The organism is Vibrio sp. A11 (assembly GCF_013048705.1).
Taxonomy (GTDB): Bacteria; Pseudomonadota; Gammaproteobacteria; order Enterobacterales; family Vibrionaceae; genus Vibrio; species Vibrio metschnikovii.
Map to the genome: position 1 here is coordinate 145,352 of NZ_VHSI01000001.1, position 22,611 is coordinate 167,962.

A 22,611-nucleotide genomic window follows, 5' to 3' on the forward strand; every position below is an offset into this window, starting at 1 on the left:
GTTACTCGGCATTCGGTGACGTTGTCACTGATTGGGTGCGTAAATTGCAGCTAATGAGTGCCATAAGCCAAACGGAACTATGACTGAATAGCGCCATATAATGTTTGATAAAGTCCTTGCTGTTCAAGTAACTCTCCATGTGTACCAATTTGACTAACGCGTCCATCTTCTAATACATAAATCAAATCAGCCTGTTTCACCGCAGATAAACGATGGGCGACAATCAGCGTAGTTCGTCCTTTTAAAAATCCACTCAATGCACGATGCAGTGCCGCTTCGGTTGCCGTATCGAGCGCGGACGTCGCCTCATCTAAAATAACCAATTTAGGATCACTTAATACCATTCTAGCTATAGCTAGACGTTGGCGCTGTCCACCAGAAAGACGGATACCGTTACGGCCAATGGGAGTATCTAATCCTTGACTGAGTTGATGGGTGACGTCTTGCAGTTGCGCGACTTCTAATGCATGCCAAAGCGAGGCGTCATCATAATCACCACCGAGGGTTAAATTATGCCTTAAAGTGTCGTTGAAAAGTATAGGTTGTTGTAATACCACCGCAATTTGACTGCGAATAATCTCAAAACCAATATCATCACACCGTTCGCCATTAAAACAAATTTCACCTGAATCTGCTCGATATGCTCCGAGTAGTAATTGAATTAAAGTCGATTTCCCGCCACCACTGGCTCCAACTAAAGCGACTTTTTTACCCGCGGGTATGGATAAAGATAGCCCATCAAGGACTTTTTTCTCGCCATCATAAGAAAAATTAACTTGTGAGAGTGTCACCGTTACGGGTTGATGTTGAGTAAATGGGTTGACTTTACTGATCGGACGATACTCTTCCTCAAGCTGCAATAAGGTATTAATTCGTGTCAGTGCTGCCTTCGCGCTATACCAAGAAAATTGAATGCCCAGCAGCTCTTGTACTGGTCCTAACATAAACCATAAGTAGCCAAAAACCGCAAAAATTTGTCCGATAGTCAGGTCGCTAAATAGCACCATTAACATTGCGACCGCGCGAAACAGCTCAAAGCCCAGTAGAAAGAGTAAAAACGAGAGTCGACCCGCCGCTTCAGCTTGCCAAGCGTATTTATCGGCATTGGCTCGCACTTCGTTGGCATTGATTTTGAGTTGAGTTAAAAACTCCCGTTCTTTGTTGGCGGCTCTAAGCTGATAGATACCATCCAAGGTTTCGACTAGGCGATTTTGAAATTTCTCAAATGCTTGATTCTCGCGTTTTTTGAGATGTTTGACTTGACTGCCGAGTAGGCGAGAGAAATAGATAACAATTGGGTTAACCAACAAAATAAATAACCCTAATCGCCAATCAAGCCACAGTAGCACTAAGGCTGTGCCTAACACCGTCAGTAAACTGATTAAAAATTTACTCAATGTTGAGCCAATAAATTGATCGATGGTTTCAATATCAGTCACTAAATGGGCATTGATTCCGCCACTACCGCGCGTTTCGTACTGACGAATGCTGATTCGGCCTAGCTTATCAATCATCTTACAGCGCATTTGATAGGTAACCGTCTTCGATACCCGCGTAAATTGCCGACTTTGTACAATATTCAGCAGTTGGCTGCCAGTGCGCATGAGCACTACCAGTAATAAAGTGAACAGAATATACCCCGTCGGTGTTTGCCAATCAGTAGGCAGGAGAGTATCCATTAAGGCTAAACCACCAGCGGGTTGATTAAGTAATACTTCATCGACCATCAATGGCATCAACAAGGGAATAGGTACACTGATTAAAGTCGCAACGATGGCAATAAAATTGGCATAAAGCAGCGGACGTTGATGTTTTTTTACTTGAGTTATCAACCAAGAACGGCTAATAGTATCATGATTATTGGTCATTATAATGAGAATGCATCCTATTTAGTTGATAGGTATTGTACGAAGAACAATAAGTGAAGTCTTTAATTTTATTGGGAATGAATATGAACTTAGCAGATTACCAACGTTTAACGAAGCAAGCCGTCGCTTTACTCGAATCTGAAACCGACTTAGTGGCTAACTTAGCGAACTTAAGTGCTTTATTAAATATGGAACTGAGCGACCTAAACTGGGTTGGGTTTTATCTCTTACAGAATGATGAATTAGTGCTAGGCCCTTTTCAAGGTAAACCCGCTTGTGTTCGTATTCCGGTAGGACGTGGAGTATGTGGGACGGCGGTTGCCACCAATACCGTACAACGTGTGGATGATGTGCATGCTTTTGTCGGTCATATCGCTTGTGATGCAGCAAGTAACTCGGAATTGGTGATCCCATTCACTATCTGTGGGCAATTGGTTGGTGTGTTAGATATTGATAGCCCAACAATTGCTCGCTTTTCAGAAATTGACCAGCAAGGACTGGTATTTTTAATGACAGAAGTAGAAAAGGTGCTTAATTCACACGCGAACAAGGCATAAATTCGCCTTTGCCAGTGGTTTTTCGTACTCAGGTCACTATAATACCGAACATATTTTATTATTTATGCCCCGCGGACCAGCCGCATCAACCAGGAATCCTCATGGAAAACACTGAAAAGTTAAAAAACAGCAAAGAAGTGATTGCGTATATTGCTGAATGTTTCCCTAACTGCTTTACTTTAGAAGGTGAGGCTAAGCCTCTTAAAATTGGTATTTTTCAAGATCTTGCTCAGCGTCTTAATGAAGATCCTAAAGTAAGCAAAACTCAACTTCGTGCAGCACTAAGACAGTACACTTCGTCATGGCGTTATCTGCATGGTGTTAAAGCTGGTGCGGTTCGTGTTGATCTTGATGGTAATGCTTGTGGTGAACTTGAACAGCAACATGTCGATCATGCTCAAGCTGCGTTAGCAGAAAGCAAAGCTCGCGTTGATGCGCGCCGTAAAGAGCAAGCGAAGAAAGTGCGTGAAGAGGCCAATAAAGCCAAGCCAAAAGCGAAAAAACCTCAACCACGTCGTGCACAAGCAACCGATGTGACAGCAAAAACAGAGAAAAAACCAGTTGAAACGCGCGTGTTACAAGCTGACGAAATGAAAGTTGGCAAAGAAGTCAATGTGAACATGGGCAAAGGCAACATGGCTGCGACCATCGTTGAAATTAATAAGGAAGATGTGCGTGTTCAACTCGGTAACGGCCTGCAAATGGTTGTGAAGACGGAGCACTTGCGCGCTTAAAGGAGATATTCCTAAGCATGAAATGCCGTTCAAAATTAACATCAATTGCTGCTGGCCTATGGCTGGCAGCTTTTTCTGTTCAGGCGATAGAAGCCAATCTCAAGATAGAGGATCTTCCTCTTCTTACTCCACAAGCTCAACATGAAACCGCCAGTAAACGAGTAACGTCACGTTTTACTCGTTCTCACTATAAACACTTCTCTTTAGATGATGCGTTTTCTCAAGCTATTTTTGATCGTTATGTTGGCATGTTGGATTACAATCGTAATCTCTTTACTCAGGCCGATATTGACGCTTTTAAACCCTGGTCAACCCAGTTAGATGATCAGTTAAAAGCAGGCAATAATCAGATAGCATTTGAATTGTATAATCTTTCAATGCGTAAACGTTTTGAGCGTTTCCAATACGCGTTGTCGCTCCTTGACCATGAAATGACCTTTGATAACGACGAGTTTATTGAACGCGATCGCTCCAAAGCCGCATGGCCGAAAGATCAAGCGGAAGTCGATGAGCTATGGCGTCAGCGTGTTAAATTTGATGCATTAAACTTGAAATTAACGGGTAAAACATGGCCAGAAATTCAAGAAACGCTGGCTAAACGTTATAACAATGCGATCAAACGTTTAACTCAGACCAATAGCGAAGATGTTTTTCAAGTCTATATGAATGCCTTTGCTCGGCAGATCGACCCTCACACCAGCTATTTATCTCCTCGCAATGCTGCTCAATTTCAATCGGAGATGAATTTATCTCTTGAAGGGATTGGCGCGGTATTACAGATGACGGACGATTATACGGTGATTCGCTCATTAGTCGTTGGTGGCCCTGCGGCGACCAGTCGACAGTTGAGTGAAGGGGATCGCATTATCGGTGTCGGTCAAGAGAAAGGCGATATTGTTGATGTGATTGGCTGGCGTCTCGATGATGTCGTGCAGTTAATTAAAGGGCCGAAAGGCACTAAAGTGCAACTGCAGGTATTACCGGAAGGTAATGACGCAAAAAGTCACATTGTCACTATTGTCCGAGATAAAATTCGTCTTGAAGACCGAGCGGTGAAGTCTAAGGTCATTGAACAAGACGGCAAAAAAATCGGTGTCCTTGAAGTGCCTAGTTTTTATGTAGGCTTAGCACAAGATACCGATAAGTTACTGACGGAGCTAAAAGCCAGCGGAGTCGACGGTATCATCATCGATTTACGTAATAATGGTGGTGGCGCATTAACGGAAGCCACGGCACTTTCTGGTTTATTTATTACCAGTGGTCCTATTGTTCAGGTACGCGATAGTTATGGCCGAGTGAATGTTAATAGCGATACTGACGGCAAAATCAGTTATCAAGGTCCAATGACGGTTTTGATTAATCGATTTAGTGCTTCTGCGTCAGAGATTTTTGCCGCGGCCATGCAAGACTATGGTCGAGCGATTATTCTTGGTGAAAACTCATTTGGTAAAGGTACGGTTCAGCAGCATCGCTCTTTAAATCATATCTATGATTTATTTGAACAAGAGCTTGGTTATGTGCAATACACGATTCAGAAGTTTTATCGAATTGATGGTGGCAGTACCCAAAATCGCGGTGTGATCCCTGATATCGTTTTCCCGAGTGCTATTGATGCGAGTGAAACAGGGGAAAGTGTTGAAGAGAACGCACTACCTTGGGACCGGATTGATCCGGTTAAATACCAAGTATTGCATGACTTTAGTGCGACGATTGCTAAGCTCGATCAGCGTCATCAAACTCGGATCCTAGCGGATCAAGAGTTTGGCTTTATCTTGCAGGATATTGAAAAATATCAAGCAGAAAAAGATGATAACTTATTGTCTTTAAATGAAAAGCAACGCAAGCAAGAGATGGAACAAGCGGATAAACAGCGATTGGATAGAATTAATCTTCGCCAAGCATCCCTTGGTAAAGAACCTTTTGCGGCCTTGAGTGAGGTTCCCAAAGACTATGAAACTCCTGATGCTTATTTGAATGAATCGGTATCAATCATGGTGGACATGCTCAAGATTTGAGCTTTATCTATCTTGAAGAGTGAAAGCGAGCCAATGGGCTCGCTTTTTTATAACTGTTTGTTTTATCGTTGTTAATTTGAAATAAGTGTGCAGATAAGAAAAATTTATAATGTGATTTTCATCGAAATTTCGCATTATAAATTGAAACCGCCTAAGCTTAAAATAAAAGCATTAGGGGGCACGATGAAATGGATTGCACTATTTATTGCTTGCTTCAGCTTAACGGCAACGAGCCCACAGTTAGAAGCGCGTTATCACTCAAGACAAGATCTGACTCAGTTTGACGTGCCTTTCTTGCTTGGCGATTGGTTTTTGTTTAACTCTGCACCAGAGGCATCGAAAGAAAACTTTCTCGTCGTTCGCTTAACCCTCAAGTCGGATTATTCATTTTTAATCGATATACAAAAGAAAGACTACAGTATTGATCACTGGCAAGGGCAATATTCGCTCAATCAAGATAGCTTGATCCTTGGTATTGATAGCAACACACCACAGCACTATTTTTATCAAGCGAATCATAATCAGTTAATGCTTAATGGCGTTATTTTTACCAAGATGCTAACCAGTCCGTTAGCGGGGACTTGGTCAGGGGACTCATTGGCTGGCAGCGATCAATCATTGCTTAATTTACAAAGTCTCGATTTAATTTTACAACCCGATTTCATCTTCTTTTTTCGTGCAACGGGCCAAAATGGTAATCAAACCGTACAACAAGGGGTGTTTTATACCGAAGATGAACAATTGGTCCTGTTGTACCCCCATGGTGAACATAATACGCGCTTTCAACTCAACCAAAATCGCTTAACGTTAGACATTGAGCAGGGCATGCTTTATGCCGAATTAAAGCGAATTCGCTAGTCGCTTTTTTCTTCATCATTCCATCATATTGCAGATTGACGATTTTCTTTGTTCTTTAGCTTCTTTAGCGCTGTCAGCGTGACGCTTTATCGTTTTAATACCTTTATTTTTGACCTTATCGTTAAAATCCCATATCGCGTATCTGGGATACATCGGGCGAAAATCTCTCATTTTTTCGGTCTAGGGGTTGTTATTGGTGAAAACAAGATTAAGATCAGTTGATTAACATCAAGGTTTCTCAACCTTGCTCTTCATCTGTTTACGTCAAAAAGGATTCCGACCATGGCGACAAGCCCATTAGCCAAGTATCGTAAAGATTATCAGGCTCCCTCTCATTATATTGATCGTATTGATCTAACCTTTGATTTGCACGATCACGCGACTGTCGTTACGGCGGTTTCTCACGTTGAGCAACAGGCTGACAGTTCAACACTATTGCTGGATGGTGAAGGGCTAGTATTAACATCATTAAAAATTAATGGTGAAGAGTGGCAACACTTTACCAAGTCAGAGGCTCATTTAGAAATAACTCAACTACCTCAGCAGTTTGAGTTAACCATTGTGACGGAAATCGATCCTCAAAGTAATACTGCATTAGAGGGACTCTATAAGTCCGGTGGCGCTTTCTGTACTCAATGTGAAGCGGAAGGGTTTCGTCGCATTACTTATTTCCTTGACCGTCCAGATGTCTTAGCCAAATACACCAGTACCGTGATTGCCGACAAAGCCTTATATCCATACTTGCTAAGTAATGGCAATAAAATTGCTCAAGGTGAGGCTGACAATGGTCGTCATTGGGTCAAGTGGCACGATCCCCATCCTAAACCAGCGTATTTATTTGCTTTGGTCGCGGGAGATTTTGACGTCTTGCGTGACCAGTTTATCACTCGTTCTGGTCGTCATGTTGATTTGGAAATTTTCGTTGATAAAGGCAATTTAGATCGCGCAGGCCATGCGATGACGTCACTAAAAAATTCGATGAAATGGGATGAGCAGCGGTTTGGTCTGGAATACGATCTGGATATTTATATGATCGTGGCTGTCGACTTTTTCAATATGGGAGCGATGGAAAACAAAGGGTTAAATATTTTCAACTCAAAATTTGTGTTAGCCAATGAGAAGACGGCGACCGATACCGATTATCTTGGTATTGAAGCGGTGATTGGCCATGAATATTTCCATAACTGGACGGGTAACCGAGTTACTTGTCGTGACTGGTTTCAATTAAGCTTAAAAGAAGGCTTAACGGTATTTCGCGATCAAGAATTCTCTTCTGATCTTGGTTCGCGAGCGGTGAATCGCATTCATAATGTCCGGATTATTCGTGGCCCTCAATTTGCGGAAGATGCTAGCCCAATGTCTCATCCTATCCGTCCGGATAAAGTGATAGAAATGAATAACTTCTACACCTTGACCGTCTATGAAAAGGGCAGTGAAGTGATTCGGATGATGCATACCTTATTAGGTGAAGCAGCGTTCCAGCAAGGGATGAAGCTTTATTTTGAACGCCATGATGGCACCGCAGCAACCTGTGAAGATTTTGTTTTAGCAATGGAAGAGGCAAGCGGTATTGATTTAACTCAATTCCGTTTATGGTATAGCCAATCGGGTACACCATTACTTAAAGTGACGAGTCATTATGATGACCAAGCGCAAACGTACGCATTAACGGTTGAACAAAGTACAGAGCCAACGCATGATCAGCCAGAAAAATTACCATTGCACATTCCGTTTGATATAGAACTGTATCGTGAAAATGGTGAAATCATTCCGTTACAGTGTAATGGAAAGGCCGTTTCTAATGTACTCAATGTGACTCAAGCCAAGCAGACGTTTGTCTTTGAGAAGGTGACCAGCCAACCGATCCCATCTTTATTACGTGAGTTTTCTGCTCCGGTAAAACTTGAGTATGACTACCGTGATCAAGAGTTAAGCTTTTTAATGAGGTATGCGACTAACGCTTTTGCACAATGGGATGCTGGGCAGATGCTGTTGGCAAAATACATTCGAGCGAATGTCGAATCCGTTCAGCAACAACAAAAGGCCACCTTACCTGAAGCGGTTGTCGATGCATTTCGTGGTGTGTTGCTCAGTGATAAGCTAGAGCCAGCCTTTGTGGCAGAAATGCTGGCTTTGCCGAATCATAATGAAGTATCGGGTTGGTATAAGCAGGTGGATGTCGATGCGATTGCCAAAGTGTTACATGAACTGAAAGTGATGTTAGCCACTGAGCTAGAAGATGAACTCAGTGCCACTTATCATTCATTAACTCAGGCTGAATATTCGATTGAGCATGCGGCGATTGGTCAGCGTACTTTACGCAATACCTGTTTAGCTTTATTGGCTTTCACTGAGCAAGGCAACCGTTTGGTCCAACGTCAGTATCAGCAAGCCAATAATATGACCGACACGATTGCCGCAATGAGCGCGGCGAATAGTGCTCAATTGGCTTGTCGAGAAACGCTGATGGCTGATTATAGTCTGAAATGGCAACACGATGGGTTGGTGATGGATAAGTGGTTTGCTTTGCAAGGTTCGAATCCTGCTGAAGATGCCTTGAGTGTCATCCAGGCTACGATGCAACATACCGCTTTTAGCTTGAAGAATCCTAACCGCATTCGTAGCTTAATTGGTTCATTCTTTACCATGAACCCAGTTAATTTCCATGCACTTAGTGGTGAAGGTTATCGCTTTGCGGGGCAGATATTGCGTGAGTTAAACAGCAGTAATCCTCAAGTAGCTTCTCGTTTAATTGATCCATTACTCAAGTTTCGACGTTATGACGAGCAGCGACAAGCATTAATGAAACAGCAGTTAGAAGCGTTACAGTCACTGGATGATCTTGCGCGTGACTTATTTGAAAAAGTCAGCAAAGCGCTTGAACAAGCCTAACTTGTTCGATATTTACTCATTGATCGGGTGCTGGAAGGGAACCTCGTTTCCAGCACCATTTAAAGCACAATTATGAACTACTATTTTTTCTCTCTTAACATCTCTTATCAAACTTTCCTTGCTCATTATTCTGGGCTAGCCAGCCACATTCTAGTCACTACCGAACATGGCTTACGTTTACAATTACCGGCTGCAAAATTTCGCCCATTTCTTAGCCAAATTGGAGTAAAAGGTCGATTTCGTCTAACAACTGACCAAAACAATAAGTTTATAAAGTTAGATATGCTGTCCTGAGGTAAATTTGTGGTGATTTGAATCGCTACGCCTGTCACATTATTAAACATTTCACTATCAATTGCGTCCAAATGCGTTAACGAATGGTTAGCAAAGCACTACAATAGGCCTCGCATTACCGTAAGTTACAACTATGCTTAGCGCATACCCTACCAGCCTATAATTCTAATATTTGGAGTCGCATATGACCGCGCGTGAAAGTTTGATGCCGGTTCTACTTGAAAAAGTATACCAGCTAATTCAAGACAAACTTGAGCTTGCTCACCAACCTCTTGTTACTCAACTCGGCCAACACCTATTTAGTAATGTTGCGCAAGACGATCTTAGTAAACGTAATGAATCTGACTTATACGGTGCCGTAGTCAGTCTTTGGCATCATATTAATGAAAAGAAAGCCGACCAACGTTCGGTACGTGTATTTAACCCAACCGTCAGTAAACATGGTTGGCAATCGACTCATACGATCGTTGAAATTGTCGTACCCGATACTCCTTTCCTTGTTGATTCAATCAAAATGACCTTAAGTCGTCTCGATTTAACATCGCACTTAATGCTAAACGGCCCAACGCACATCGAACGAGACAATAACGGTGCGGTGCTTAGCATTGGTCAAGGCGCTGGCGCGTTGCAATCACTCTTTCATATTGAAGTGGATAGACTCAGCAGCAAAGAAGAGATGACGGCGCTAAAAGAGGAGCTATTGGAAATCCTCAGTGATACGGCTCTGGTGGTTCAAGATTGGAAGCCAATGGCGAGTAAGCTTGAGCAAGTGATTGAGGAGTTAGAGTCGCATAAAAACCATATTCCGGTTGATGCTGAACATTATCAAGAAACTCTCGTTTTCTTACGCTGGCTTGGCGCGCATAATTTCACTTTCATGGGTTATAAAGAATTTGATCTGGTTAATCATGATGATGACACTGAGCTTCGACCTACGCCAGATGCAGGATTAGGCTTATTTTCGGATCCGAAACGGGTTCGTGGTGTTAAATTATCACAGTTTTCCGACTCTGCTCGTTTAGAAGCGAAGAAGCCTTTCTTACTGATCCTGACTAAAGGCAACAAACAGTCGCGCATTCATCGCCCTGCGTATACCGATTACATTGGTATTAAGAAATTTGATGCCAATGGTAAAGTGATTGGTGAGCATCGTTTCACGGGTTTATACACCTCAGCCGTTTATAACCAAACGGTCGAAAGCATTCCACTGGTTCGCGAGAAAGTACAACGTATTCTTAAAGCAAGTGGCTATCGTGAGGGCTCTTATGCCTATAAAGCATTACACAATATTTTAGAGAACTATCCTCGCGATGAGCTTTTGCAAGCGAAAGAAGAAGAGCTTCTTGAAGTGGGGATGGGGGTTGTGCAGATGCAAGACCGTGACCTGATCCGTCTGTTTGTTCGCAAAGACCCCTTTGGCCGTTTCTTTAGTTGCATGGTTTATGTTACTAAAGAGCGTTACAACACCGAACTACGCCGTCAAACACAGCGCTTATTAAAGCAGTATTTTGGTTGTGAACAAGAAGTGGAATTCACCACCTATTTTTCTGAAAGCCCGCTAGCGAGAACGCATTATATTGTGCGGGTAGAAAATAACAGTGCCAATATTGATGTTAAGAAGATAGAGCAAAATTTAATGGAAGCATCCACCAGCTGGGATGATCGTTTATCCGAAGCAATTATTGCCAATTTTGGCGAAAGTTCAGGTTTATCATTAGCCAAAGAGTATCAACGCGCTTTTCCTCGCTCTTATAAAGAAGATGTCATGCCAGGCTCAGCGGTTGCGGATATTGAACGATTAGAAGCCCTGAATGAAGATAACAAACTCGGCATGCTGTTTTATCGTCCTCAAGAAGAGGCGAAAGATTCTAAGGCGGTGCGCTTAAAACTGTATCATCGTGATGAGCCGATTCATCTGTCCGATGTGATGCCGATGTTAGAAAACCTTGGCTTACGTGTCATCGGTGAATCGCCATACGAAGTGACGAAGACCAATGGCCAAGTCTATTGGATTCTAGATTTCTCTATGCTGCATAAGAGCGAGAAGCAAGTTGATTTGCGTGAAGCACGCGATCGTTTCCAACAAGCATTTTCAGCCATTTGGCATGGCGAATTAGAGAGTGATGGTTTTAACCGCTTAGTGCTTGGTGCTTCTTTAACTGGACGTGAGATTTCTATTTTACGCGCTTATGCACGTTACATGCGTCAAGTCGGTTTCCCATTCAGCCAACACTATATTGAAGATACCTTAAGTCATTATCCCGACCTAGCGAAAGGGTTGGTTGATCTGTTTGTACGTCGTTTTGATCCTAAATTTAAAGGTTCGCAAAAAGGCCAAGCGGAGCTGATTGCTCAGTTAACCGAGCAATTGGATCATGTCGAAAGTCTCGATGATGACCGTATTCTTCGCCGTTATATGGAAATGATCTGCGCAACGCTACGTACGAACTATTTCCAAATGGATGAAGAGAAACAACCGAAACCTTGGCTGGCTCTTAAGCTAAAACCACGGGAAATTCCAGATATCCCAGCTCCCGTACCGGCCTTTGAAATTTTTGTCTATGCACCGGATATGGAAGGGGTCCACCTGCGTGGTGGTAAAGTTGCCCGCGGTGGTTTACGTTGGTCTGATCGCCAAGAAGATTTCCGAACCGAGATTTTAGGCTTAGTAAAAGCTCAACAAGTAAAAAATACCGTGATTGTTCCCGTTGGAGCGAAAGGCGGTTTTGTTTGTAAGAAACAGCATTTACTGACGGGACGAGATGAAATCTTTGCCGAAGGACAACGTTGTTACAAGCGCTTTATCCAAGCATTATTAGATGTCACGGATAACATTATTGAAGGTGAAATTGTCCCGCCACGTAATGTGGTTCGTCATGATGAAGATGATCCTTATTTGGTTGTCGCTGCGGACAAAGGGACAGCGACCTTCTCTGATTTAGCAAACTCGGTATCGGCGGAGTACCAATTCTGGTTAGGGGACGCGTTTGCCTCTGGTGGCTCTAACGGTTATGACCATAAAGCCATGGGTATTACTGCTCGTGGTGGTTGGGAATCGGTTAAACGTCATTTCCGAGAACTCGGTATTAACTGTCAAACGACGGATTTTACCGCGGTCGGTATCGGTGATATGGCGGGCGATGTGTTTGGTAATGGTATGTTGTTATCGCAACATATTCGTTTACAAGCCGCTTTTAACCATCTGCATATCTTTATTGATCCAAGTCCAGATGCTCAAACAAGCTGGCAAGAGCGGCAACGTCTGTTCCAATTACCACGCTCTAGCTGGGAAGATTACAATCCAAGCTTGATCTCGCAAGGTGGTGGCATTTTCTCTCGCAAAGCGAAATCAATCGCGCTTAGTCCAGAAATTCAAAAAATGCTTGGTACTAAGAAAGCGTCAGCCGCCCCGAATGAACTGATCAAGATGATCCTGAAGATGCAGGTTGATCTTTTGTGGAATGGTGGGATCGGCACTTACATCAAATCATCGAAAGAATCGCATGCCGATGTCGGTGATAGAGCGAATGACGCACTGCGTATTGACGGTCGTGAAGTCAAAGCCAAAATTATTGGTGAAGGCGGTAACTTAGGTATGACTCAGCAAGGGCGAGTAGAGTACGCGCTCACCGGTGGTCGAGTGAATACCGATTTCGTTGACAACGTAGGCGGAGTAGATTGCTCGGATAATGAAGTCAATATTAAGATCTTCTTGAATGGTTTAGTCGCCAATGGCGATCTAACCGTAAAACAGCGCAACCACATTCTAGAATCCATGGAAGAGGAAGTCGGTGAAATTGTTATTGAAGATGCTTACACTCAGTCAGAGTCTATTTCGGTGACCGAGCAATTGGGCGTTGAGGTGGTTAAAGAGCAAATTCGTTTCATTCATCACATGGAGAAAACGGGTTATCTTGACCGCGCCTTAGAGCATATTCCTGATGACGAAACGTTGTTAGAAAGAGAGAAGCAAGGTTTTGCATTAACTCGACCAGAGCTTGCCGTGCTGGTGGCCTATGGAAAAATGGCCTTAAAAGAGGAGTTGGCTTGTGATGAGATAGCTAATGATCAGTTCCATGCGCAGCAATTGATTCAGTACTTTCCATCAAAGTTACGCGGTGACTATTCGCAACAGATGCACAACCATCCACTGCGTAAAGAAATCATTGCCACTGCATTAGCTAACCAAATGGTTAATGAAATGGGCTGCAATTTTGTGACGCGTTTGCAAGAAGAGACTGGAGCTAGCGTAACGGATATTGCTCATTCTTACGCGGCTGCCCGTGAAATTTTCGAGCTCGGTAGCGTATTGCAGCAAGTTCGTTCACTGGATAATCAAGCGACAGCGAGTGCTCAATATCAAGTGATGTTCCAAGTTCGTCGAACGTTGCGTCGTCTATCTCGTTGGTTGCTGCGTAATCGCACTGGAAAACAGTCTGTGCAAACGCTCATTGATCAGTACCAATCGGACGTACGCAGTATTACTCGTCAGTTAGATAGTTTGCTGGTGGCTGATGAAGTTGCTGAACATGATTTGCTGGCGAATAGCTGGATAGAACAAGGCATCAATTCGGACTTAGCGCATTATGTCGCTCGTCTATCCAGCCTTTACTCAGTACTGGATATCTCTACTGTCTCTCATGAGAAGGCGATTCCAGTTGAGCATGTCGCTAAATTATATTTTAATCTGGGCGATCGTTTATCGATTCATTGGTTCTTGAAACAGATAAATAATCAAGCGGTTGAAAATAACTGGCAGGCATTGGCAAGAGCGGCATTTAGAGAAGATCTCGACTGGCAGCAACGCCAATTAACCGCACAAGTGCTTAATGCGATCAATGGGTCAGAGACTACGGATGTGATTCATGCTCTGCAACGTTGGATGGACAATAACAGCGTTTCACTACAGCGTTGGGAAAACATTCTTAATGAATTTAAAGTGGGCTCGGTACATGAGTTTGCTAAGTTTTCCGTTGCGATGCGTGAATTGATGTTGCTCAACTTAAATTGTGTGGCGACCGAATAAGCATTGAATTGTGCGACAAATAGGTCAATAATAACGCCCCGTTTATACGGGGCTTTTTTTTCGGAGGCACAATGCTTTACCGCTTAGCCAGAGCTGGCTTTTTTCAATTGGATGCTGAAAGGGCGCATGATCTCGCCATTCAAAATTTCAAACGCTTTACCGGTACACCGCTTGATCTCTTCTATCGTCAACACCTTCCTCATCGTCCTGTCGAATGCATGGGACTCACGTTTAAAAATCCTGTTGGTTTAGCCGCTGGCCTTGATAAAAATGGCGAATGCATTGATGCGTTTGCCGCGATGGGCTTTGGATTTATTGAAGTGGGCACAGTGACACCTCGACCGCAATCAGGTAATGATAAACCTCGTTTATTTCGTTTAGTGCATGCTGAAGGGATCATTAATCGAATGGGGTTTAATAACCTAGGTGTTGATCACTTAGTGGAGAAGGTAAAGCAAGCGAATTATGATGGCATCATTGGGATCAATATTGGTAAGAATAAAGACACGCCAATTGAAAAGGGTGCTGAAGATTATTTAATTTGTATGGAGAAGGTGTATCCCTATGCTGGTTATATTGCGGTGAATATTTCTTCACCCAATACCCCTGGGTTACGAACGTTACAATATGGTGAAGCTTTAGATGAGTTACTCTGCGTCTTAAAACAGAAGCAGACCGCGCTCGCTGAGCAACACAATAAATACGTACCTCTAACCTTAAAAATTGCACCAGACCTAACGGATGATGAGTTGCAGCAAATTTGCCAATCTTTACTCAAGCACAATATCGACGGGGTGATTGCTACCAATACCACTTTAGATCGTACTTTAGTGGAAGGAATGAAATTTGCTAATGAGGCAGGGGGACTGAGTGGTCGTCCACTGCAATCACGCAGCACTGAAGTCGTAAAACTATTATATCAACAGCTCGGTGAACAAATTCCAATCATTGGTGTTGGAGGAGTGGATAGCTATGTGGCAGCGAAAGAAAAATTACTCGCCGGTGCTAAGTTAGTCCAAGTGTACAGTGGCTTTATTTATCATGGCCCTAAATTGGTCAGCGATATTGTGAAGAATTTATAACGTATTGAATTAAATTCTGATTTTTAAAAAGTGACAAGGTGACATGAAGAGGAAGTGAGTAACTCATTTCCTCTTTTTTTTTATTCCATGCTTCCTAGAATGGCACTAATAGGTAAGAAATTTTTATCTGATTGGTTTGATCATCAGCAAATAGAGAGCCGGAATAATGCTAAAGCCCAGTGATAAATGGAGTTGGTACTATTCAGATAGTGAAGGCTATTTGATGCTGGACCTTGGACAAGAGATGGTCTTTCGCACTAATCTGAGTCGCAATCTGTTGGTTGATTCCGCTTTCTCGAATCCTTCATTTACGGTCGATGATGCTTCCGATTACCAAACGTACAAAGAACGGATCAGCGGCCTTCAACTCACCGAGCCACGTCAGGTTGAATTGGCACTGTATTGCGTGGCTGCGAAGCGTTTCCATAAGCCTGTGCAGCCAAAGAGCTGGTTTTTTGATTATCAATCAGTCACGAATACTAAACCTGAAGAGGGTGATATTGTGGGTTTAGTAAATGGCTTCAATCAAGGTTTTTTTATCGTACTTGAGGTTGGAGAGAGTGCGAGTTTGTGTGCATTAATTGAGCTAGAACCGTTTATATTAAGTACGACGAAACAGTTAGAGTTCGGTCAAGTGATTAAAGTGATGCATGACCGAATGTCCATAGCCAACCACATCCTTCAGCCAGAGCGAGTTGCTTTGGTTAGTTAGTTTCCCTCATCATTTCGTTCCTTTGTTTTATTTCCTATCGGCGTTCTGCCGATTTTTTTTGTCTCTATGTTGCCAAAACTCCCAGCGAACATTGTTAATCAACTGAAAGAGCGCGATATTCTGCGCAAAATTTAGAGATTAATTTCCAGAAACGTGACACAGCAAAGCCTTGAAAACGGAGGTTAGGAGTGTCAAAAATTCCCGTTTTACCGTTAAATGGTGTTTTATTACAACTTTTATTTTCCTTTGGTATAGTCCAGTTTTGCTGTGAATAAATACTCACTTCTTTGTTAGCGCAGGGAATTGCACCTTGATTAAGGAGACTAATAAGAAGTGTTAACAGACAGCGACAATAGTTTTGTAGTAAGTTTGTACCGGTTTTGGAGCCAATCCATCGTCCTATCCAAAGGGTTAATTAGCTATTCGATTTAGGCTTCTAAGCTGCAATCGTGTTGGCTGTGTTCGTATCTCATTGTTTAAAGATGCTCATTGGATGAGAGGCTTGTCGCCAAGCTGCAGCGCCACGTTGTTTGGGTATCGATAAAGTGCTAGGGGAGTTATAACGATGATTTTTTGTAAAAATGGTCGGTTTAACTTTAGGAATGGCCTTTAATGTCAGTTATAATCTGAGGCCATTTTTACCAGTTAAAGAACCCTATGAATCAATATCTAGCAGTAACCTCAAATGGCCTTGAAAATCTATTAGCCGAAGAACTCACACAATTAGGCATCACCAATGTAAAACCCGTTCAGGCCGGGGTGAAATTTACCGCTTCCAATGAACAGATTTACCGTTGCTGTTTATGGAGTCGATTAGCTTCTCGATTTGTTCGTGTTGTTGCTGAGTTTGCTTGCCAAAATGATATGGACTTATATCTTTCGGCTAGCGCAATTAACTGGGTCAATCATTTCCATAGTTCGAAGCAATTTGTGGTCGATTTTAATGGTACTAACCGCGAAATTCGTAATAGCCAATATGGTGCGATGAAGGTTAAAGATGCCGTTGTTGATTGCTTTACTAAGAAAAACTTACCACGCCCTTCGATCAATAAAGAGCAACCGGATGTAAGAATTCACGTTCGTTTACATAAAGATAAAGCGCTGCTTGGTATTGATATGGTCGGAGCGGGTTTACATATTCGTGGTTATCGCCCGGAATCGGGCCGAGCTCCATTGCGAGAAACATTGGCTGCAGCGATTGTATTACGTAGTGGCTGGGAAAGTACCAAGCCTTTACTCGATCCAATGTGCGGTTCTGGTACCTTATTGATTGAAGCTGCGATGATGGCGGCGAATATTGCCCCAGGTTTAAAAAGAGCCAAATGGTGTTTTGAAGCATTAGAAGATTTTCAACCAGAGCTGTGGGCAGAAGTGAAAGCTGAAGCAACAGTGCAAGCGAGAAAGGGCGTCAAGAAAACTGACGCAAGGTTTTTTGGCTTTGATAATGACAGCCGTGTTTTACAAATGGCTAAAGACAACGCACGTCGAGCCGGTGTAGAGAGCTTAATTCAATTTGACGTTGGTGATGCTGCGAAGTTGACTCGTCCTGCAGAGTTTACTCAGGGGGTGATTATTTGTAATCCACCTTACGGCGAACGTTTAGGTACTCATCCCGGTCTTATTGCTTTATATACCGCTTTCGGCGCTCAATTAAAAACCGAGTTTGGCGGCTGCCAAGCGTCCATTTTCTCTGGATCGGATGAGCTATTAAGCTGTTTACGCATGCGAGCAGAAAAACAGTTCAAATTAAATAACGGTGCGTTACCGTGTCACCAAAAGAATTATCTGATTGCGGAGCGCGAACAGGCTCAATTAGAGGGGATGCAGCAAGCTCCGACGCAGCAGATTGCCCCTGATTTTTCCAATCGTTTGAAAAAAAATCTCGCGAAAATTGCTAAATGGGCGAAGCGTGAAGGCTTAGATTGTTATCGTATTTACGATGCCGATCTACCTGAATATAACGTTGCGATTGACGTTTATGTTGATCAATTGGTCATCCAAGAGTACGCGCCACCGAAAACCATCCCTGAAGAAACGGCTAAACGTCGTCTGACGGATATTATTCGAGCTGCGATTCAGGTAACGGGCGTTGATGCCAATAAGGTCGTATTAAAAGTCCGTGAACGTCAAAAAGGCAGTGCTCAATATCAAAAGATGGCTCAACAATCTCAAACCTTTGCGGTTAACGAGTATGGTGTCAAATTGTTGGTCAATCTGCATGATTACCTCGATACTGGCTTATTCCTCGATCATAAACTGACGCGCCGTCGTTTAGGTCAAATGGCGAAAGGATGTGATTTCTTAAATCTCTTTGCTTATACCGGCTCGGCAACCGTGCACGCTGCGTGTGGTGGGGCGAAGTCGACAACCACCGTTGATATGTCCAATACCTACCTAGAATGGGCAAAAGAGAACATGAAACTCAACGGTCAAGTGGGAAGACAGCACCAATTTGAACAAGCCGACTGTCTGAAGTGGCTAGATAATGCCAACGGCCAGTATGATCTTATCTTTATTGATCCGCCGACTTTTTCTAATTCGAAACGAATGGAGCAGTCGTTTGATGTACAAAGAGACCACATCTTGTTGATGAAGAATCTTAAGCGTATTTTGCGCCCAGGTGGCACGGTGGTTTTCTCAAATAATAAGCGTCATTTCAAAATGGACATGGACTCGCTGCAAGAACTTGGCCTATTGGCGCAAAATATTTCGGCTCAAACACTGCCAATGGATTTTGAGCGTAATAAGCAAATCCATAACTGTTGGTTAATCACTCATCAACCGCAACAACCAGGTTTAGTGTGACTTTAAGTGACAATGTAACTAAAGTTCAGCTTACTTACCAAGGTGGAGACATCACTTCACCTTGTTGTTTTAATCAATTAACTCAATGGTTTGAAAAAACATGGCATTAATTACCATTCATAATGGGTTGCTGGCGTTCGGTGATCATCCTTTACTTGATCAGGCTGATTTTGCACTGCAGGAAAACGAACGTGTGTGTCTTGTAGGGCGTAATGGGGCGGGTAAATCAACATTAATGAAAGTGTTGGCAAAAGAAATCTTACTCGATGACGGTAAGATGCAGATCATGCAAGATGTGGTAGTCTCACGTTTAGAGCAAGATCCTCCTCGTGATCAACAAGGCACAGTGTATGATTATGTTGCCGGTGGTTTAGCTGAAGCAGGAGAACAGCTTAGGATCTACCAAGATCTTTTGGATCTTGTCACGCATTCACCCACCGACGCCAATATTAAAAAATTATCGGCGGTTCAAGAGCAACTGGATCACACCGGTGCGTGGCGCTTTGAAGATAGAATCAATAATGTGCTGACCGCTCTGAAATTGGATGGGCAAACTAAGCTTACCGATTTATCCGGTGGATGGCAGCGTAAAGCCGCTTTAGCTCGCGCCTTAGTGTGCGAGCCGGATGTGTTATTGCTTGATGAACCCACTAACCATTTGGATGTGACGACCATCGAATGGTTAGAAGGCTTTTTGAAAGATTTTCGTGGTTCGATTATTTTTATTTCTCATGACCGAACCTTTATCAAATCGATGGCAACGCGCATTGTCGATTTAGATCGCGGCAAGTTGAATTCTTTCCCCGGTAACTATGATCAATATTTAGTTGAAAAAGAAGATCAATTACGCGTTGAAGAAATGCAAAATGCTGAATTTGATAAAAAATTGGCTCAAGAAGAAGTATGGATCCGCCAAGGTATTAAAGCACGTCGTACTCGTAATGAAGGACGAGTGCGAGCCTTGAAAAAACTTCGTGAAGAACGCAGTCAGCGACGTGAAGTGCAGGGCAAGGTTAACCTTAAGATTGATGATGGTTCTCGCTCAGGCAAAATTGTCTTCGAAGCGGAAAATCTGTGTTATTCGATTGATGGCAAATCGATTGTTAACGATTTCAGCTTTAATATCATGCGTGGCGATAGAATCGCCCTCATTGGTCCAAATGGCTGTGGTAAAAGTACCTTATTAAAGCTGTTGCTCGGTGAGCTGACCGCTGACAGTGGCCGTTTGCATTGTGGTACCAAACTTGAAGTCGCTTACTTTGATCAATATCGAGAGCTGCTCGATCCTGAGAAATCGGTGATTGATAACCTTGCTGATGGTAAACAAGAGGTGATGGTTGCAGGGCGACCACGTCATGCGTTAAGTTACCTGCAAGATTTTCTCTTCGCGCCTAAACGGGCTCGAACGCCGGTGAAAGCCTTATCTGGTGGTGAGAAAAACCGCTTACTACTGGCGCGGATTTTCCTAAAACCCAATAACTTATTGGTGCTCGATGAACCAACCAACGATTTAGATATCGAAACATTGGAACTTTTAGAAGATTTGCTTGCCAATTACCAGGGTACATTATTATTGGTGAGCCACGATCGTGAGTTTGTCGACAATACCGTGACCACCAGTTGGATTTTTGAGGGTAATGGCGTTATTGAAGAGTTCGTTGGCGGATATCATGATGCGCAGCAGCAGCGACAGCAGGTCTTACAGGCTCGCCTTGCGGATGTTGAGCCGATAAAATCAGTTAAAGCTGTTGATAAACCAGATAAAGCCAGCGAAGTAAAACCGAAACTTAAAAAGTTATCTTATAAGTTGCAGCGTGAGTTAGAAGAACTGCCTGCCAAACTTGAACAGTTTGAAACTGAGATTGAGACGCTACAGCTGCAAATCAATGACGCTGATTTTTTCAGCCAGCCTGTAGAGCACACACAACCGATATTAGATAAGCTAGCGGCCACTGAGCAGGCGCTCGAAGTAGCTTTTGAGCGTTGGGAAGAGCTTGAAGCGATGCAACAGGAAAGTTAATGAAACCAATAAGTAGTAACATGTTTAAGCTGACAGCGATCAGCGCGATGATTCTGTCAACCACATCAGCCTCAGCGGCACTGTATCAAGTGATTGAGGTTAAACCTCAAACTACTTTTGCTTTTGAAAGTGTTTATGGAGTCGCGATTCAACCGGGTAATGTTGCCGATGATAAGCCATTAGGTTGTTTTGCCGATAATAATTGTGAATCATCGTTTAAACTTGCCGGTGAAACTCGCCTTGTCGCCACCCATGCTGGACAAGCTATCGACGGTCTCAGTTACCGTGAAGAAGCACCATTTGGGATAGATAACGGATTTATCTATGTACAAGATGATGCAAGAGATTTTGAGCGTTATTGCCGTTCGGAACTACGCTATGCGATTTGCGAAACTTGGGCAGACATTCGTTGGAATATTTGGAAGAAAGAAATCAATGGCGATCAAACGCCAAACGCTATCGCTTTTGTTGAAGGTCAAGCGACCCCCATTGATGAAACTAAGAATGTCGTCGTCAATAGTTTAACTTCAGATGCAAAGCCTATCGGAATTAAAATTGCGGCCGGTTATGTTACTGGTTCACGACGTAACTCGGTGAAAGCATTAGTTGCCAATACTAGTATTAATATCGATGCTGGCTTGCAAACTCGCGCTTGGAAAACCGATGGAACTTACACGGTCGGAAGTATCGCTCACGAAAAAACAAATAACCAAGGTAACTTTTATACCTCCAAAGGCGCAATTTGGGACAGCTCAGGTACAATAACGGAAATCCCTTGGCAAACGACAAATCCAGAACGAGATAATCGTTTAGCTCAAGGTAGTCTGCGAGATGTTACGATCAAAGACGGTAATATTTACGCGGTAGGTTATAACACCTTCTATGATGACCGTAATTTTATGCAAGCCAGCGTTTCTTCGGTAAAAGTGGGAGAAAGCAATTGGATTACTAAGCCGGTTACTGGAGCAACCGTACGAGAAAACGGTACTGGCGGTGATTTTATTCACTCTCATTCGCTATTAACGGCAGTCAATGAGCATGGTATTGCGATTGGTGAGGCTAAATTATCTCGCGCTGAAAGTGGAGCTTACGCAAATCGCTTATTTGTTGTTCCAGATATTAACGATCCTAAAGCCAATTTCTTAAATGGCAGTCTCTTTTTTGCTGGAGCAGGAGGCAAAGCGGGGGCCATTAATAACTTTAATGAAATCGTCGGTCAGATTGATACCGAAGAAACTCGTGAAGTGGGCGGAAAACCGCGTCGTAAGCGAGGGTTTATCTATCCTTATGGCACTTTAGAGCAAGGTAGTGTTCCTGAGCGTCAAGCCATTTTCAACAATCGGGCGTGGTTATTGGATGATTTAACCAATGGTAGTGAGTTTTCTAATAATAACCAATATCGAATTATTGCGGCTAACGATATTAATGATGCCGGTGTAATCGCGGCCACTGCACTAAAATGTACGGGTGGTTATGACTCGACTGCGCATAATGCCCAATGTGGCGCAGGGAAAGGACAAGAGAAAACGGTCGCGGTTAAATTGGTGCCAATTGCAGGCAAGACCCATGAGGACATCTCTCCTCGAGGTATGGATGATCTAGTGGTAGAGCGTAATGGCGCTGGACTGGGATTGTGGTCTTTGATTCTTGGCGGCTTACTTTGGTTCCGTAGTAAATAGTTAAAATTTGTCAAACGAGGCATAGGTTCACAATTTTGGACTTATGCCTTTTTTATTGCTTGAGAAAGG

13 protein-coding genes are annotated in these 22,611 nt (G+C 43.1%); 12 read left to right on the plus strand and 1 reads right to left on the minus strand.

Translation table 11 applies throughout. The features are described from left to right. Window positions 1-77 precede the first annotated feature (77 nt). Window positions 78-1,868 (minus strand): ABC transporter ATP-binding protein, encoded by a 1,791-nt coding sequence (locus FKQ60_RS00620; RefSeq protein ID WP_158143895.1) that lies wholly within the window; start codon window positions 1,866-1,868, stop codon window positions 78-80. Between the two features lie 83 nt (window positions 1,869-1,951). Between FKQ60_RS00620 and FKQ60_RS00625 the strand changes: the two genes are divergently transcribed. From FKQ60_RS00625 to FKQ60_RS00680, 12 genes are all read left to right on the plus strand, one after another. Next, window positions 1,952-2,425 carry a GAF domain-containing protein gene (locus tag FKQ60_RS00625; protein WP_154170647.1) on the plus strand — a complete coding sequence of 158 codons (474 nt, stop codon included), beginning with the start codon at window positions 1,952-1,954 and terminating at the stop codon, window positions 2,423-2,425. A 101-nt stretch (window positions 2,426-2,526) separates the two neighbouring features. After that, the gene (gene proQ / locus FKQ60_RS00630; protein ID WP_154168225.1) at window positions 2,527-3,159 is read left to right on the plus strand and encodes an RNA chaperone ProQ; all 633 of its coding nucleotides are present in this window, start codon (window positions 2,527-2,529) and stop codon (window positions 3,157-3,159) included. 17 nt (window positions 3,160-3,176) lie between these two features. Next, the gene (gene prc / locus FKQ60_RS00635) at window positions 3,177-5,174 is read left to right on the plus strand and encodes a carboxy terminal-processing peptidase (protein WP_158138434.1); all 1,998 of its coding nucleotides are present in this window, start codon (window positions 3,177-3,179) and stop codon (window positions 5,172-5,174) included. Window positions 5,175-5,357: 183 nt separating this feature from the next. After that, the gene (locus tag FKQ60_RS00640; protein WP_170905844.1) at window positions 5,358-6,032 is read left to right on the plus strand and encodes a hypothetical protein; all 675 of its coding nucleotides are present in this window, start codon (window positions 5,358-5,360) and stop codon (window positions 6,030-6,032) included. Between the two features lie 282 nt (window positions 6,033-6,314). Continuing rightward, window positions 6,315-8,924 carry an aminopeptidase N gene (gene pepN, locus FKQ60_RS00645; RefSeq protein ID WP_170905845.1) on the plus strand — a complete coding sequence of 870 codons (2,610 nt, stop codon included), beginning with the start codon at window positions 6,315-6,317 and terminating at the stop codon, window positions 8,922-8,924. A 72-nt stretch (window positions 8,925-8,996) separates the two neighbouring features. After that, a complete protein-coding gene (locus tag FKQ60_RS00650) occupies window positions 8,997-9,218 on the plus strand; it encodes a DUF2835 domain-containing protein (protein WP_040904316.1) in 222 nt (73 codons plus the stop codon). A gap of 184 nt (window positions 9,219-9,402) precedes the next feature. Beyond that, window positions 9,403-14,244, plus strand: a complete 4,842-nt coding sequence (locus FKQ60_RS00655) for an NAD-glutamate dehydrogenase (protein WP_170905846.1) — start codon at window positions 9,403-9,405, stop codon at window positions 14,242-14,244. Between the two features lie 71 nt (window positions 14,245-14,315). Next, the gene (gene pyrD / locus FKQ60_RS00660) at window positions 14,316-15,326 is read left to right on the plus strand and encodes a quinone-dependent dihydroorotate dehydrogenase (protein WP_004395290.1); all 1,011 of its coding nucleotides are present in this window, start codon (window positions 14,316-14,318) and stop codon (window positions 15,324-15,326) included. Window positions 15,327-15,492: 166 nt separating this feature from the next. Continuing rightward, complete coding sequence (locus tag FKQ60_RS00665) at window positions 15,493-16,038, plus strand: cell division protein ZapC (RefSeq protein WP_170905847.1); 546 nt, start codon at window positions 15,493-15,495, stop codon at window positions 16,036-16,038. A 657-nt stretch (window positions 16,039-16,695) separates the two neighbouring features. Beyond that, window positions 16,696-18,843, plus strand: a complete 2,148-nt coding sequence (gene rlmKL, locus FKQ60_RS00670) for a bifunctional 23S rRNA (guanine(2069)-N(7))-methyltransferase RlmK/23S rRNA (guanine(2445)-N(2))-methyltransferase RlmL (RefSeq protein WP_040904314.1) — start codon at window positions 16,696-16,698, stop codon at window positions 18,841-18,843. A gap of 100 nt (window positions 18,844-18,943) precedes the next feature. Then, window positions 18,944-20,863 carry an ABC transporter ATP-binding protein gene (locus FKQ60_RS00675; RefSeq protein WP_170905848.1) on the plus strand — a complete coding sequence of 640 codons (1,920 nt, stop codon included), beginning with the start codon at window positions 18,944-18,946 and terminating at the stop codon, window positions 20,861-20,863. An 8-nt stretch (window positions 20,864-20,871) separates the two neighbouring features. Further along, on the plus strand, window positions 20,872-22,542 hold the full coding sequence (locus FKQ60_RS00680; protein WP_170905964.1) for a DUF3466 family protein: 1,671 nt from the start codon (window positions 20,872-20,874) through the stop codon (window positions 22,540-22,542). The last annotated feature ends 69 nt before the right edge of the window (window positions 22,543-22,611 follow it).